The following is a 14855-nucleotide window of genomic DNA, read 5'->3' on the forward strand; positions in this document are numbered from 1 at the left end:
GTCAGCCAGCCGTTGGTAGCGCTTACTTTTTTGCCGTCTTGGCCGGTGCACCGCCGGCCTCACCGACCGTCAGTTCCGGCCGAAGTTTGGCGACGCTCTTCTCGCCAAACCCCTTGACCCCCTTCAAGTCATCGACCGACTTGAACGGTCCGTTCTTCGTCCGGTAATCGACGATCGCCTTGGCCTTGCTGGGGCCGATGCCCTTGACGGCATCCAGCTCATCGACGCTGGCGGTATTCAGATTGACGGCGGCAAACGCCATGCTGATGCAGGACAGCAGGGCAACAACCAATGCCAGGAAACTTTTCATCGGGACTTCCTCCTGTTTAGGAAAATCATCAATCGCTCGGAACAAAAACGCCAGGGCACGAACCCTGGCGCAAAATATTCTAAACGAATATGACAATTACGTTAATCAGGAAGCATCCCGGCTCAGCGGTTGAACACGACGCGGCCGCCGACCAGCGTTGAACGGACCTGACCGGTCATCATGTAGCCTTGCCACGGCGAATTCTTGCCCCGGCTCTTCAAGGCTTCCGGCATCAGTTGCCACGTCGCCAGCGGGTCGAAAATGCAGACATCGGCCGCGGCTCCGAGCGCCAGATGGCCGCTATCCAGACCGAGAATTCCGGCCGGCCCGCAGGTGATGCGCGCCACGGCATCGCTCAGCGCCACCTTGGCCGTCTCGGCCCATTTCAGGGTCAGCGGCAACAGCACTTCGAGGCCGGTGGCGCCCGGCTTGGCTTCGCCAAACGGCAGCAGTTTGTCGTCGGCCCCGACCGGCGTATGGTCGGAGCAAATGGCGGCCAGGCCGCTCACTGCTGCGGTCGACAGCGCCAGACGGTCATTTTGCGCGCGCAAGGGCGGGCAGAAACGGGCATGCGGATTGAAGAAACCGATGTCGTTTTCGGTGAGCAGCAGGTGATGGACGCCAACGTCGCAGGTGACCGGCAGGCCATCGTGCTGGGCGCGCTGGATCAGGGCCATGCCGGCCGCCGAGGAAATCCGGGTCAGATGGACGCGGCAGCCGGTATCGCGCACCAATTGGACAATGGTGGCAATGGCGATGGTTTCGGCGGCGACCGGAATGCCGGCCAGCCCAAGCCGGCTGGCGACTTCGCCTTCATGCGCGATGCCGTTGCGCGACAGCCAGTAATCCTGCGGCTGCAGCCAGACGGCAAAATCGAAGGTGGCGGCGTATTCCATGGCACGGAGCAGCGCTTCGGTATCGATCACCGGCTTGTTGGCTTGCGAGAAGGCGACGCAACCGGCTTTCTTCAATCCGGCCAGTTCGGCCAGACGCTCGCCCTTCAGGCCCAGGGTCAGCGCACCGAGCGGCAGCACGCGCGCCTTGCCGATTTCCTCACCGCGATGGACCAGACGGTCGGCCAGTTCCGGCTCGTCGAGCGGCGGATCGGCATCCGGCGGCACGACGACCGAAGTGACGCCGCCGGCGACGGCAGCCGCCAGTTCGGCTTCGATCGAGTTGAGGCGGGCGCCGAGGTCGATCAGGCCGGGGCAGACGACGCAGCCGGCGGCATCGATGACTTTGTCGGCAACGAAGCCGGCCGGCGCCTGGCCGAGGCCGGCGATCTTGCCAGCGGCGATGTAGAGCGAGGCATTGCTGCGGTCGACGCCGTTTTTCGGGTCAATTACGCGGCCATTTTCAATAACGATGTTCATCAATCAATTCCCCGCAACGATGCTCATGACCGCCATCCGGACAGCGATCCCGAAGGTGACCTGGGGCAGGATCACGGCCTGCGAGCCATCGGCCACCGCCGAGTGGATCTCGACGCCGCGGTTCATCGGCCCCGGGTGCATGACGATGGCGTCCGGCTTGGCCAGTGCCAGCTTCTGCGGCGTCAGGCCGTAGTGGCGGAAGTACTCGCCGGCCGAGGGCAGCAGGGCGCCGGTCATCCGTTCGTTCTGCAGGCGCAGCATGATGATCACGTCGACATCCTTGAGGCCTTCGTTCATGTCGTGGAAGACATGCACGCCGAGCTTGTCGAGATGCTTGGGCAACAACGTTTCCGGCCCGATGGCGCGGACTTCCGGGACGCCGAGTGTGGTCAGGGCGTGAATGTCGGAACGGGCGACGCGCGAATGCAGGATGTCGCCGACGATGGCGACGCGCAGTTGCGTGAAGTCCTTCTTGTAATGGCGGATGGTGTACATGTCGAGCAGGCCCTGCGTCGGATGGGCGTGGCGCCCGTCGCCGGCATTGACGACATGCACGTCGTCACGGCCGATGCGCTGCAGATGCTCGGCAATCAGGTAGGGCGCGCCGCTCGAGGCATGGCGCACGACAAACAGGTTGGCGTGCATGGCGCACAGGTTGTCGATGGTGTCGAGCAGGGTTTCGCCCTTGCTGGCCGACGACTTGTTGATGTCGAGATTGATCACGTCGGCGCTCAAACGCTTGGCGGCGATCTCGAAGGTGGTGCGGGTCCGCGTCGAGTTCTCGAAGAACAGGTTGAAGACGCTCTTGCCGCGCAGCAGCGGCACTTTCTTGACTTCGCGGGCCGAGACTTCCATGAAGGAGGCGGCAGTATCGAGAATCTGGGTCAGGATGCGCTGCGGCAAGCCTTCAACGGAAAGCAGGTGGATCAGCTCGCCATCCTTGTTCAACTGCGGGTTATGCATTTTCCAGCCTCCAGGCAAGTTGACCGTCATCCTGCTTGCCGAGCACCAGGCTCTGGCCTTCACCGAGCTCGACGTCCCAGACGCCGTAGGTGGCGCCAATCGGCAGTTCGCGACCGCCGCGGTCGGCGAGCACGGCGAGATCGACGGCGGCCGGCCGGCCGTAGTCGAACAGCTCGTTGATCGCCGCCCGGGTGGTCCGCCCGGTGTAGAGCACGTCATCAACCAGGATGATGTGGCGGCCTTCGACGTCGAACGGGATGACGGTCGGCTTGACCTGCGGATGCAGGCCTTTTTCGGCGAAATCGTCGCGGTAGAAGGAGACATCGATCAGGCCGATCTCCTCGGACAGGCCAAGCAGTTCCTGCAGGCGTTCGGCGATCCAGGCGCCGCCGCTATAGATGCCGACCAGCGCCGGCTGGCGGTGCAGGTGCGGGCGAATAAGATCGGCCAGTTGCCGGCATTGTGCTTCGGCGTCGGGCAGGGGATTAGTCAGGGGTGACATGGTGCGGGCTTTCGAACCAGGTTTGAAGAATGAGCTGGGCCGCCACGGCGTCGAGCAGCGGCTTGGCGCTCCTGCTGTTGCGGCCGGTTTCGCGGAGCCGGGACTCGGCGTCGAGCGAGGTCATCCGCTCGTCGGCAAAGCCGACCGGCAGGTTGAATCGGCGTTTCAGGCGTTCGCCGAACTTGGTCGCCAGCCGGGTCATCTCGTGCGGCGTGCCGTCGGCGTGGGTCGGCAGGCCGACGACCAGTTGCACCGGCTGCCATTCGGCAATCAGCTTGCCGATGGCGGTAAAGCGATCATCGTTCGTTTCGGCGCGAATCACCGTCAACGGATGGGCACTGCCGAGCAGGGTTTCGCCGGTCGCCACACCAATCCGCTTTTCGCCGAAATCAAAGGCCAGCACGGTGCCGTCAGGCATGCCCGGCCACGTCGGAAAGCTGGGTGAAGCTGATGCCGAGTTTCTGCATGGCTGCAGGCAGGCGCTCCTCGGGTGGCAGATCGAAAAGGATTTCGGCCTTGGCCGGCACGGTCAGCCATGAGTTCTGGGCCAGTTCGTTTTCAAGCTGGCCGGCATCCCAGCCGGCGTAGCCGAGGGTAACGAGGATTTCGGCCGGCAGGCCGGCACTGCCGACCGAGGCCAGTACATCGCGCGAACTGGTCAGGCCGACCTCGCTATTGACGGCCAGCGTCGATTGCCATTCGCCGAGCGGCCGATGCAGCACGAAACCGCGATCGAGCTGGACCGGGCCGCCGAAATAGACCGGCAGCCGAGCCATTTGCTCGGCTTCCAGCTTGATATCAATCTTTTCGAACAAGCCGGCCAGATTCATGTCGATCGGGCGATTGACGATAATGCCCAAGGCGCCGTTCTCGTTGTGTTCGCAGATATAAACGAGCGCGTTGGAAAAATACGGATCCTCCAACGCCGGCATGGCGATGAGGAAGTTATCGGTCAGATTGACGTTGTCCATGACTGGAATTTTAATCGTCGGCGGGGTACAAACCAACCATGAATGCAGAAAAAGCCCTCGTCTGGTTTCGCCGCGACCTGCGCGACCATGACCATGCCGCGCTGAGCGCCGCCCTGTTGGAAGCAAACGCCGTCTATTGCGCCTTTGTCTTCGATACCGACATTCTCGATGCCCTGCCGAACAAACAGGATCGCCGCGTCCATTTCATCCACGCCTCGCTGCTCGAACTGGATGCCGCGCTACGCGCCATGGGCGGCGGGCTGATCGTTCGCCACGGCCGGGCCCAGACCGAGATTCCGGCATTGGCCAGGCAACTGGGGGTCGCCGCGGTGATCGCCAACCGCGACTACGAACCGGCCGCCAAGCAGCGCGACATGGAAGTTGCCGAAGCCCTGCGCGCCTCGGGCATCACTTTCCACAGCCTGAAGGACCAGGCCATTTTCGACCGCGACGAAGTGCTGACCCAGGCGGGCAAACCCTTCTCGGTGTTCACCCCGTACAAAAACGCCTGGCTGAAACGGTTGACCGCCGGCGACTGTGCCGCCTACCCCTGCTCGGGACAACTGGCCGGCAGCGAACAGGCGGGCGTGCCCAGCCTCACCGAACTCGGCTTTGCCGAGACCGATCTCGCCGCTCTCGGTATCCAGCCCGGCATGAGCGGCGCCCGCGCCCTGTGGGACGAATTCCGCAGCGGCCGCATCAAGCGCTATGCGGCACTGCGCGACTTTCCGGCGGTCAAGGGCGTCTCCTACCTGTCGGTGCATTTGCGCTTCGGAACGATTTCAATCCGCGAACTGGTCCGCGCCGCCTGGGCTGATGCAGCCGAGACCTGGCTCAGCGAACTGATCTGGCGCGACTTCTATTTCATGATCCTCGACCGTTTCCCGCACGTGGTCGGCCATGCCTTCAAGCCCGAATACGATGCCATCCAGTGGGAGGAGTGGCCGGAAGGCTTCGCCGCCTGGTGTGCCGGCCAAACCGGCTACCCGCTGGTCGACGCCGCGATGCGCCAACTCAGGCACAGCGGCTGGATGCACAACCGGCTGCGCATGGTCGTCGCCTCCTTCCTGAGCAAGGATCTCGGCATCGACTGGCGACTCGGCGAACAATACTTCGCCGAGCAACTAAACGACTTCGACCTGTCCGCCAACAACGGCGGCTGGCAATGGGCATCCTCCAGCGGCTGCGATGCACAGCCTTATTTCCGGATCTTCAACCCGGTAACGCAATCGGAAAAATTCGACCCGGAAGGCAAGTTCATTCGCCGCTATGTACCGGAGCTGGCCAAGGTCGCCAACAAGTACATCCATGCCCCCTGGCTGATGGGTCGGGTCGAGCAGGAGGGGCTGGGCGTCGTCATCGGCCGCGACTATCCGGGCCCAATTGTCGATCACGCCCAGGCTCGGGAAAAAACCCTGGCCCGCTACGCGGTGGTCAAAAAAGGCGGATAAAAAAGGGGGCAGTTTCGCCCCCTTGTTCCTGTACGTCGATTTCGCCGCGACTGACCGCCAATGCCTACGGTCAACCTCTGTTAGGAAGCCTTTTTGCAATAGCCGGCGACCAGGCCGAGCAATTCTTCTTCGTCGTATGGCTTGCCGAGGTAGTGGTTGGCGCCGATTTCCAGCGCGTAATTGCGATGCTTGTCGGCGGTCCGCGAGGTGATCATGATCACCGGCAGCTTGCGCAGGCGTTCATCAGCCCGGATATTGCGCAGCAGATCGAAACCATCCATGCGCGGCATCTCGATATCGGACAGGATGACATCAGGCATCACATCGATCAGTTGCTCCAGGGCATCAACCCCATCCTTGGCCAGCACCACCTGATAGCCTTCGCGATTGAGCAAACGGCTGGTGATCTTGCGCACGGTCAGCGAATCGTCAACCACCAGCACCGTCGGCACGTGCGGCACCTGCGCCACCTCGGGCACTGCCGCAACCGGTACCGCCATCTGCACGCTGACCGCCGGCAAACGGCTGGCCAGCGCGACCGGGTTGAGGATCAGCACGACACGGCCATCACCGAGGACCGTCGCACCGGCAATGCCGACGACCCGCGCCAACTGGGCGCCGATGTTCTTGACGACGACTTCCTGGTTACCCTTCAACTCATCGACCTGAACGGCGACGCGCTGGGTCCCCGAGCGTAGCAGCAGTACCCAATACTGGCGATGCAACTCCGGCACGGCAGCGGGGTCGCCGAGCAGATTCGGCAGGAAATGGAAGGGGTAGCGGTTACCCTGCCACTCGGCCTCGCCCTTCTCGCGCAACGCAGCGAGCGGCTTTTCCTTCATTTCCTTGACTTGCTCGATCATCGTCGACGGAACAGCATAAAGCTGATTGCCCGCCCGAACCAACAGAGTCTGCGTCACTGCCAGCGTCAGCGGCAGGTAGAGGCGGAAGGTCGTGCCCTGTCCCGGCTGCGAAAGTATTTCAATGCGTCCGCCGAGCGCGGCGACTTCGGTCTTGACGACGTCCATGCCAACGCCCCGGCCGGCCACTTGGGACAATTCGGCGGCGGTCGAGAAACCGGGCTGGAAGATGAAGTCGTAAAGCGTTGCCGCATCGGCCGGCTGGTCGGCTGACAACAGCCCCATCGCCTCGGCCCGGGCCCGGATACGCTGAGCGTCCAGCCCCTTGCCGTCATCCGACATCGACAGGATGATTTCGTTGCCTTCCTGAGCCAGCGCCATGGTGATTTCACCGGCTTCCGGCTTGGCGGCGGCGAGACGCTCCTCCCGGCTTTCAATACCGTGCGTCACGGCATTGCGCAGCATGTGTTCGAGCGGCGCCATCATCTTGTCGAGCACCGAACGGTCGATTTCCACCTGGCCGCCGACGATGTCCAGACTGGCCCGCTTGCCGACGTCCTTGGCGGTCTGCCGAACGATGCGGTAGAGACGTTCGGACTGGCTGGCAAACGGAATCATCCGGACGCCCATCAGTTCCTGCTGCAGGCTGTGATTCAGTCGCGACTGGGCAAGGATGGCCGCATTGGCGTCATCGAGATTCTTCAACAAGTTCTGCTGCACCGTTGCCACGTCGTTCACCGACTCGGCCATGAACCGGGTCAGTTCCTGGAAGCGGGTGAAACGGTCGAGTTCGAGCGGATCGAACTGTGCCTCGCCTTCCGGCGCATGGGCAACGCGGGCCTGAATCTGGCCTTCGGCCTGGATTTCAATCTCGCGCAACTGACGGCGCAGGCGGATGACGTTTTCGGTCAGGTCGAGCAACGAACCTTTCAGGCTGCGCATCTCGCCTTCGATCCGGGTCCGCGCAATCGACAACTCACCGGCTTCATTGACCAGGCGATCGATCAGGTCGGCCCGCACGCGCAGCGTTGCCCGCTGGCCGCCGGCCTCGGTTTCGCCTTCACTTTCGGCGACGGCAGTGGCCGGTGACGCTAGCGGCAGCGCCGTTTCCGTCGCTGGCTCGACGACGGGCGGCATTTCCTGCGGCCCGGCGCGCAGGCGCTCGACGGCTAGGGCTAACGTATCGCAACCGTTTTCGATTTCGTCAATGAAGCTCGGCGTCACCTGGCCGGCATGCATCGCCTCCTCGACCCGCGTTTCCAGCAGATGGGTCAGTTCGCCGAGGTTCATCGCCCCGGCCATCCGGGCATTGCCCTTGAAGGTGTGGAGCAACCGGGCGATGGCGTGCGGCGGCACATCGCTGCCGAGATCGGCCCGCCAGGCACGCAACTGCGTGGTCAGGTCGCGCAACTGGTCAGCCGCTTCCTCGAGGAAGATCGGCAGCAGTTGCTCATCCAGTTCGTCGGTCAATTGCGGCAGAACCGGCTGTGGTGCGGCGGCGGCAATTTCCGGCATCGCTGCCAGGCCGGGCAGCGGAATGATTTCGGCCGTTGCCAATTCAATGACGGGGGACGCTTCCGGCGCCTCGACCGCCGGTGGCGGGTAGATATCGCCCAGCGCGCCGATCAATTGCCCCTGCTCCTCCGGCGCCTGCTGTTCGGCCAGTGCGGCAAACATGCCTTCCAGCGTAATGATCGTCTGGCGAACGGTTTCCAGTCCTTCGATGCTCTCCGGCTGGGCCGAGCCGTCACGGCGCAGCAGGGCATGCTCCAGCGCGATCGCCAGATGATGCAAGGGCATCAGGCCGACCGTTGCCGCGATACCGCCGAGGGTATGGGCCGCCCGTGTCATCTCGAAGGTCGTCGGCCCCCCCGGGCTGGCTTCCAGTTCGGTATAGCTATCCAGCAGGGTCTGCAAATGACCACGCGCTTCTTCGCGGAAAATATCGTAGAGCGTCGGCGAGGCGCTGACCGACGGCGAAATTTGCTCGTTTTCGACCGTCGACCGCAGCACTGCCTCATCCGGCGCCAGCAAGTCCTCCAGCGCCTCGGCCGTGGCCAGCAGGTGCAGATCCTCGACGACCGGTTCGACCAGAGCCGGCAGCGGCTCGCTTGCCGCTTCACTGTCCGGCACCAAATCGTCGATGGCCGGCAATTCAAGAACGATGGCAGGCGCTTCGTCGGCCACGTCCGGTACCGGCAACTCAACGAACTGGCTGACGGCGGCAACCTCAGGCACCGTTTCGGCCGGCAATTCGGCCACAACTTCGGCCACCGGCACGACGGGCGGGACGACGGCCACTGCCGTCGCTACCGCCGGCTCTTCGACGCCGCGCAGACGAGCCGCCAGCGCGACCAGGGCTGAGGTCTCCGGGACCAGTCCATCGCCGCTTTCCAGATGCGCCACCCAGGCTGAGAACAGCCGGTGTCCATCGCCAATCATCCGCATCAGGTCCGGCGTCACCAACTGGTCCTGACGCAACCACTGATTGAGGGTCTGCTCGAGCTCCCAGGCGGTTTCACCGAGATCCTTGAGGCCGACCATGCGGCCGCTACCCTTCAGGGTATGCGTCGAGCGGCGGATATTGGTCAAGGCATCGACATTGTGCGGGTCGACCGCAAGCAAGGCCGACTGCTCCTCAATTGAGGCCAATACTTCATTCGCTTCTTCGAGGAAGATGGTGAGCAATTCGGCATCGATTTCCTCGTGACTGGATTGCGCCAGTTGCAAGGTCTCGGCTGACGGCAGCGGCGCCTCCGCCTGGGCCGGCTTCAGGCCGGACAGGGCGGCATCGACATCGACGCTGGCGACATCGCCGGCTTGCAGGGCTTCCAGGGCCGCCTTGGCCGTTTCACCCAGGGCGTGGTTGGCCACCAGGTCGGCATCCTTCTGGATGGCTTGCAGATTCTGCTTCAGTTCTTGCTGCAACCGGGCATCGGCCGGCGCTTCCTTGAGCGCCTCGACCAGGGCATGTGTCTCTAGCGCCTGCTGAGCCAACTGACTCTCGACACTCGGTGCCGCAGCCGGCTCGAAGCCGACGGTTTCGTCGTCTTCACTGAGCGTCTCGCCCTTCATGCGTCGGACAAAGGACTCGAAATCACTTTCTCCGCTGGGCAAGGCATCGACGAAGAAGCCGAGCAGTGACAGTTGCTGGGCGACCGCCTCGAAATCTTCCGGGGCTGCCTGATAGCCGGGCGCGCCAAACTGCTGGATGCGTTCACCGCAATCCTTCAGACTGGCGACCGCACCCATGTGGCCGAGCATGGCGAGCGCCCCACCGATCTGCTTGAGCGGCCCGTCGAGCAACGAGAGATCGTGCCCCTTGCCCGGATCGCGGAAGTAGGCATCCAGGGCCTGCTCGACCTGGGCCAGGTTATTCTGGATCTCGCGCGCCACTTGTCCGATCAGCAGCTTTTCCTGCGCCCGCCGTGTCATTTCATCGAGCAGCGGCATACCTTCATCGGCCGCCGGCTTGCCGGCGATGCAGGCATAAAGACGGGCCACCATCAGATCGACCTGCTGGGCGAAATCGGTGCCTAGCCGCTTGAAACTCTCCTGTGCGTTCTGCAGCAGCAGGATTGCCGTCGCCACTTCCATCGCGACCGTATCGGAATAGCGACTGGCATCCTCGGCCAGCCAGCTGGCAATCGCGCCCAAACCCTGCCCCAGGCGCTTGAGATCGGTATGACCAATCTCCTCGGTCAAGCCAGCCGTTGTCTTGGCATGTTCGGCAAACCCGTTCAGCCCGCCCGGGCTACCCGAGCAGACCTTGTTCCAAAATTCCTCGGTGCTGGCCAACACCTCGCGCAAACGGCGCAAGACGGCATCCTGCGGCTGCACGACGGCGACCTGCGCTGCGCCAGGCACCATCGCCGGCAAGCCGAAAGTTGCCTGCACCTGCGACAGCAACTGACTCCGCCCCTCGGGCACCTGGGCAACGTGATAGAGCGCCTCGCGCATCAGGCGTTCGGCCAGACTGCTGGAACCTTCCAGCAAGCGGCGAATCTGCAGGTCGATTCGGGCGCTCACCTGGCGTACCGCACCATCGCTACTGACCTGCGGATCGCCCAAGGCCTCAACAAAGGCTTGCGCCGTCCACCAGAACGAGCGGGCAGCCGGGGTTTCCTGGGTAGCCTCGATCGCGGCCAGCGCCTCCAGCATCAGCAGGCGTCCAGCCTCCGCTTCTTCCGGCTTTTTCAGCCAGCACAGCAAGCCTTTTTGGTAGCGGGCCCGTTCCTTCTTCAAGACCTGACGCAAGGCTTCGGGGGGCATCACCTCGCCAGCGGGTGGACGCTTCGGCGGACGCAGGGAAAGATCGGGGAAAAACAGATCGCTGGCCTGGGCAGTGGCGATGCCACGTACTGCAGCCAGCTCCTGATAGACCGGCAGCAGGCGCAAAGGCTGGTTGGCCTCGCCGGCCATCAGCTCATCGAGGTAAAGACGAATGCCGGAAAGAGCCTGACGCAATGCCGCCATGGCCCGCTCAACAGCCGTCAGGCGAGCCTCTTCAAGCGCCACCAGCAGCGCTTCCAGCGATTCCGTGACCAGGGTGACCCCGTCCAACCCGACAATCGACAGAGCACCATGTACCTGGTGCACATGCGTGCGGCAGAACTTGAGCTGTGTGACATCGGCACTCGCGGCATAGAGGCCGAGCGCCTCTTCAGCCCGTTCGAGTGCCAGATCGATCTCGCCCTTGACCCAGGTCAGTGGGCCCAAATCAAATTCAGTTGCCGCGTTCATAGTCTCTCGCGATCGAAGTCGGTCAATCCACCTTGAAGCCGGCGACCGAACCCTTCAGTTCGGAAGCCAGCGCGGTCAGTTCGTCTACCGCCTCGGCTGTACGCTGCGTCCCGGCCGTGGTCTGCTCGGTCACCCGCAGAATGTCCTGCATCAGCGTCGCCACCTGCGTCGCCGAGTTGGCCTGCGTTTGCGTCGAGGTCGAAATATCCTGAATCAGTTCGGCCAGATCGCGCGACACCTGGCCGATTTCGGTTAGTGCCTGCCCCGCCGCATCGGACAGCTTGGCCCCTTCAACCACCCCCTGCGTCGATTGTTCCATAGCCGAAACAGCATCCTGGGTATCGGTCTGAATCGTCTTCACAATCGCTGCAATCTGTTTCGTCGCCTCGGCCGAACGTTCAGCCAGACGCTGCACTTCTTCAGCAACCACGGTAAAACCGCGCCCGGCATCACCCGCCGAGGCGGCCTGAATCGCCGCGTTAAGGGCCAGCACGTTGGTCTGTTCGGTAATGTCGGAAATCAGTTCGACGATTTCACCAATCTCCTGCGAGCTTTCGCCGAGGCGCTTGATGCGCTTCGAGGTTTCCTGAATCTGGTTGCGAATTTCGTTCATACCCTTGATCGAGTCATGTACAGCCTGCGTCCCTTTTTCGGCGGCCATCAGCGACTGCCGGGCAACCTGGGCGGACTGCGTGGCGTTGCCGGAAACCTGGCTCATCGAACGGGCCATTTCCAGCGCCGACTGACCGACTTCCTGAATTTCCGCCGACTGACGTCCGGCGGCATCGAGCAGTTCGGCCGAGGTCAGGCGAGCGATTTCGGTCGCGGCCGTCACCCGGTTGGCCGCGTCGTTGATCCGGCCGACCAGCACGCGCAGTTCTTCAATCGTGTAATTGATCGAGTCGGCGATGGCGCCGGTGATGTTTTCGCTCACCGTCGCCGTGACCGTCAGGTCGCCATCGGCGAGGTCGCCCAGTTCGTTCATCAGGCGCAAAATGGCGTCCTGATTCTCGCGATTGGTCTGTTCGGAAGCCTGACGCTGATGTTCAGCATCGAGGGCGCGGCGACCGGTATCGTCAAGATAGATCTTGGCCAGCATGGCCAGTGCCGCCAGCGCCAGGATGGTCAGCACAATCAGCAAAATGATGTACAGACCACGCTCGCTGAGGGTTTCCTGATAACCGGCAGCCAGGTCGTCGGTGGCCTTCAGCAACTCCTCGCTTTCTCGGAAAATCCGTGAACCGGCCTGTTTCGACAGGACCAGCGGCTGCATGTTGCCGAGAATGCTGCCAATGGCCGCCTGATACTGCCGGAAGGCGGCATCGAGTTCATTCAGTTTTTCACGGGTTTCCGGATCGTTATTGCCGGACAGGCGCAGAGTGTCGCTCCCCTTGGTCAGGCCGGCCAGAATGTCACGGAAGGCGTTGGTATCCTTGCCTAGCAGGAAGGCGACTTCCGGATTGATTTCGTCACCAACCAGCAGCGCGGAAGCGTTCTTGGCAATCCGCTGGGTCAACATCACCAACTGGTTGGCTGAAGCAATTTCCCGGGCCGCGCTGCCGGCCTGCAGCTTCAGTGCGGCAACCTGCTCGGTCAGCTCGAGCATCACGGCATTCTTGTTGTCGATCGTCGCCACGCTCTTGCCGAGCTCAACCAGGCTCTTCTCCTGGCCGATCACGGTTGCCGCATCCTTTTCGGTGGCCATCCAGCGCTCGGTCAAGGCCGTCAGTTGCGGCCGGACATCATCGGGCGACGAAGGCACATTGACGCCGCTGATTTCACCACCGACTGAAAGTCGCTCGAGCAATTGCGCAAACGTATCGCGCGACTCCTTCAATTGACTGAAAGCAACCGGATTACCCTGCAGCGCCAGCGAAGAGGCCTTGGCCAGGCGTTGCGACAGCATGCGCATTTCACCGGACGCCGCGATATAGGCAGTACCGTAGGTTGACTCGCGGTTATCGTGGAAAACCAGGCCGGCAATCAACAGCAGCAAGAAGACAAAAATGCTACCCAGCACCTTCATCTGCTGGATGACCGGCTGCTTGGCAAGAAACTCCGGCAACAGGGATTTCATCGCCGACCCCGCCCCCTCGAGCGACATCGCTGTCGACACGGTCATCTGGTCGGATGCCTCATCTTTTGCACCGGCACCCAACTTGGGCAGTTTGAAACTGAAAGCCATGGAATTCCTCCGCTCTGGGGTGGGGTACAGTGCCCCGGAATCAAACCCCGATATTCATGAAATCTTGATCGGCCAGCAGATCGCGAACCGAGAGTTTGTGCCAGATCTTGCCCTGATGATCGGCATAGCGCATTGCCGCCCACTCGGGGGCTGCCGGGTCGGGCGTTTCAGCCGTGAAATCTTCCGGGTTCTTCAGCCCAAGCATCCGCGAAACCAGAAGTGCGGCATTCGAACCATGCTTGACGCCAACCAGCAACAGACGGGCGTTTGCATTGTGCGGCGTCGGCACGCCACCGCGAAAAACCGAAAAATCGGTCACCGCGAACAAGTTGCCGCGAATATTGGCAATCCCGGCGAACCACGGCCGGGTCAGCGGCACGCCGGCCACAGTCGGGGCCTGAACGATCTCCCCGCTATCGGAGAGATCAACCAGCCAAGCCTCGTCGCCAGCCTGAATGCCCAGCCAGGAAGCGCCACCCTTGCCCTGCGCCGCGGTGGTCAAACGGTCAGCCAGATAGGCCTGAAAATCGCGAAGACTGGTTTTCTTAGCCATTTAGCTCAGGGCAGCGCGGCAACTCGTTGCAGAAGTTCCTCAGGGTTGAGCGGCTTGACCAGATAATCGACTGCACCTTGACGCAACCCCCAGATCTTGTCGGTTTCCTGCCCCTTGGAAGTGCAGACGATGACCGGGATATTCTTGGTTTCCTCGTCACGGGTCAGCGTCCGGGTTGCCTGATAGCCATTCAGACCTGGCATCACGACATCCATCAGGATCAGGTCGGGCTTATTGGCCTTGGCCTTGGCAATGCCCTCTTCGCCGTTTTCAGCGGTAATCACCTGATAACCGGCCTTGGTCAGCAAATCAACGGTAAAAAAGCGCTCGGTGGGCGAATCGTCGACAACGAGAATATTCTTGACGGGCATTTTTGCTCCCTGAACTACGTATTGGTTTCTGTTTCCGCCGGCAATGCAAAGGTGGCGACCGTTTGCAGCAGGCTGTCTTTGGTGAAGGGCTTGGTCAGGTACTGATCAGAACCGACCATGCGGCCACGGGCGCGATCAAACAGGCCATCCTTCGAGGAAAGCATGATGACCGGCGTGGCTTTGAAACGGGGATTTTTCTTGATCAGCGAACAGGTTTGATAGCCGTCGAGTCGCGGCATCATGATGTCGCAGAAGATCACGTTGGGCTGGTGATCGGCGATTTTGGCCAGCGCATCGAAACCGTCCTCGGCGAGAACAACCTGACACCCGGCCTGGACGAGAAAAATCTCGGCGCTACGCCGTATCGTGTTGCTGTCGTCAATGACCATAACCCTGACGCCACGCAGTCTGGATAAATCAGCCAATTCCTTGTCCCCTGGCCCCTTGCAGGGCGCTTTCGATATCGCTGCATCATACTACGGATGTAGTAATTCGCCAGCATTCTGAAAACGGTGTTACAGCCTTCAGATGGCGACGTCGGCAGCCACCGGATTCGGATAAAATCGCGGCCAT

The 14855-nt window shown here is 62.2% G+C and carries 12 protein-coding genes; 1 reads left to right on the forward strand and 11 read right to left on the reverse strand.

The window, feature by feature from the left end:
* Positions 1-22: 22 nt before the first annotated feature.
* From GH663_RS01780 to GH663_RS01805, 6 genes are all read right to left on the reverse strand, one after another.
* A complete protein-coding gene (locus GH663_RS01780; RefSeq protein WP_153130019.1) occupies positions 23-310 on the reverse strand; it encodes a ComEA family DNA-binding protein in 288 nt (95 codons plus the stop codon).
* Positions 311-432: 122 nt separating this feature from the next.
* Complete coding sequence (locus GH663_RS01785; RefSeq protein ID WP_153130020.1) at positions 433-1683, reverse strand: dihydroorotase; 1251 nt, start codon at positions 1681-1683, stop codon at positions 433-435.
* Positions 1684-1686: 3 nt separating this feature from the next.
* The gene (locus GH663_RS01790) at positions 1687-2646 is read right to left on the reverse strand and encodes an aspartate carbamoyltransferase catalytic subunit (protein ID WP_066885430.1); all 960 of its coding nucleotides are present in this window, start codon (positions 2644-2646) and stop codon (positions 1687-1689) included.
* Entirely contained in the window at positions 2639-3148 is a 510-nt protein-coding gene (gene pyrR, locus GH663_RS01795) for a bifunctional pyr operon transcriptional regulator/uracil phosphoribosyltransferase PyrR (RefSeq protein WP_153130021.1), read from the reverse strand. The genes GH663_RS01790 and pyrR overlap by 8 nt, the downstream gene beginning before the upstream one ends.
* A complete protein-coding gene (ruvX, locus tag GH663_RS01800) occupies positions 3132-3566 on the reverse strand; it encodes a Holliday junction resolvase RuvX (protein WP_153130022.1) in 435 nt (144 codons plus the stop codon). Before ruvX ends, pyrR begins: the two co-directional genes overlap by 17 nt.
* Positions 3559-4119, reverse strand: a complete 561-nt coding sequence (locus GH663_RS01805; RefSeq protein ID WP_153130023.1) for a YqgE/AlgH family protein — start codon at positions 4117-4119, stop codon at positions 3559-3561. Before GH663_RS01805 ends, ruvX begins: the two co-directional genes overlap by 8 nt.
* A gap of 38 nt (positions 4120-4157) precedes the next feature.
* On the opposite strand from GH663_RS01805, the gene GH663_RS01810 reads away from it, so the two are divergent.
* On the forward strand, positions 4158-5570 hold the full coding sequence (locus GH663_RS01810; RefSeq protein WP_153130024.1) for a cryptochrome/photolyase family protein: 1413 nt from the start codon (positions 4158-4160) through the stop codon (positions 5568-5570).
* Between the two features lie 80 nt (positions 5571-5650).
* Here the strand turns inward: GH663_RS01810 and GH663_RS01815 are convergent, their stop codons facing one another.
* Genes GH663_RS01815 through GH663_RS01835 form a run of 5 tightly spaced genes read right to left on the reverse strand, consistent with a single transcriptional unit; the run spans position 5651 to position 14671 of the window.
* Positions 5651-11149: a hybrid sensor histidine kinase/response regulator gene (locus tag GH663_RS01815; protein ID WP_246181475.1), complete on the reverse strand. Its 5499-nt coding sequence runs from the start codon at positions 11147-11149 to the stop codon at positions 5651-5653.
* 46 nt (positions 11150-11195) lie between these two features.
* Positions 11196-13358, reverse strand: a complete 2163-nt coding sequence (locus GH663_RS01820; RefSeq protein ID WP_153130026.1) for a methyl-accepting chemotaxis protein — start codon at positions 13356-13358, stop codon at positions 11196-11198.
* Positions 13359-13398: 40 nt separating this feature from the next.
* Entirely contained in the window at positions 13399-13911 is a 513-nt protein-coding gene (locus GH663_RS01825; protein ID WP_066885452.1) for a chemotaxis protein CheW, read from the reverse strand.
* 5 nt (positions 13912-13916) lie between these two features.
* On the reverse strand, positions 13917-14282 hold the full coding sequence (locus tag GH663_RS01830) for a response regulator transcription factor (protein WP_153130027.1): 366 nt from the start codon (positions 14280-14282) through the stop codon (positions 13917-13919).
* 14 nt (positions 14283-14296) lie between these two features.
* Complete coding sequence (locus GH663_RS01835) at positions 14297-14671, reverse strand: response regulator (RefSeq protein ID WP_066885458.1); 375 nt, start codon at positions 14669-14671, stop codon at positions 14297-14299.
* Between the last annotated feature and the right edge of the window lie 184 nt (positions 14672-14855).

Origin of the sequence: Dechloromonas hortensis (assembly GCF_009469765.1) — a bacterium.
Classification (GTDB): domain Bacteria; phylum Pseudomonadota; class Gammaproteobacteria; order Burkholderiales; family Rhodocyclaceae; genus Azonexus; species Azonexus hortensis.

What these genes read in the sequence shown, in the direction of transcription:
- GH663_RS01780 (WP_153130019.1), bottom strand. Translation starts at nt 310, where the DNA reads ATGAAAAGTTTCCTGGCATTGGTTGTTGCCCTGCTGTCCTGCATCAGC.
- GH663_RS01785 (WP_153130020.1), bottom strand. Translation starts at nt 1,683, where the DNA reads ATGAACATCGTTATTGAAAATGGCCGCGTAATTGACCCGAAAAACGGC.
- GH663_RS01790 (WP_066885430.1), bottom strand. Translation starts at nt 2,646, where the DNA reads ATGCATAACCCGCAGTTGAACAAGGATGGCGAGCTGATCCACCTGCTT.
- pyrR (WP_153130021.1), bottom strand. Translation starts at nt 3,148, where the DNA reads ATGTCACCCCTGACTAATCCCCTGCCCGACGCCGAAGCACAATGCCGG.
- ruvX (WP_153130022.1), bottom strand. Translation starts at nt 3,566, where the DNA reads ATGCCTGACGGCACCGTGCTGGCCTTTGATTTCGGCGAAAAGCGGATT.
- GH663_RS01805 (WP_153130023.1), bottom strand. Translation starts at nt 4,119, where the DNA reads ATGGACAACGTCAATCTGACCGATAACTTCCTCATCGCCATGCCGGCG.
- GH663_RS01810 (WP_153130024.1), top strand. Translation starts at nt 4,158, where the DNA reads ATGAATGCAGAAAAAGCCCTCGTCTGGTTTCGCCGCGACCTGCGCGAC.
- GH663_RS01820 (WP_153130026.1), bottom strand. Translation starts at nt 13,358, where the DNA reads ATGGCTTTCAGTTTCAAACTGCCCAAGTTGGGTGCCGGTGCAAAAGAT.
- GH663_RS01825 (WP_066885452.1), bottom strand. Translation starts at nt 13,911, where the DNA reads ATGGCTAAGAAAACCAGTCTTCGCGATTTTCAGGCCTATCTGGCTGAC.
- GH663_RS01830 (WP_153130027.1), bottom strand. Translation starts at nt 14,282, where the DNA reads ATGCCCGTCAAGAATATTCTCGTTGTCGACGATTCGCCCACCGAGCGC.
- GH663_RS01835 (WP_066885458.1), bottom strand. Translation starts at nt 14,671, where the DNA reads ATGGTCATTGACGACAGCAACACGATACGGCGTAGCGCCGAGATTTTT.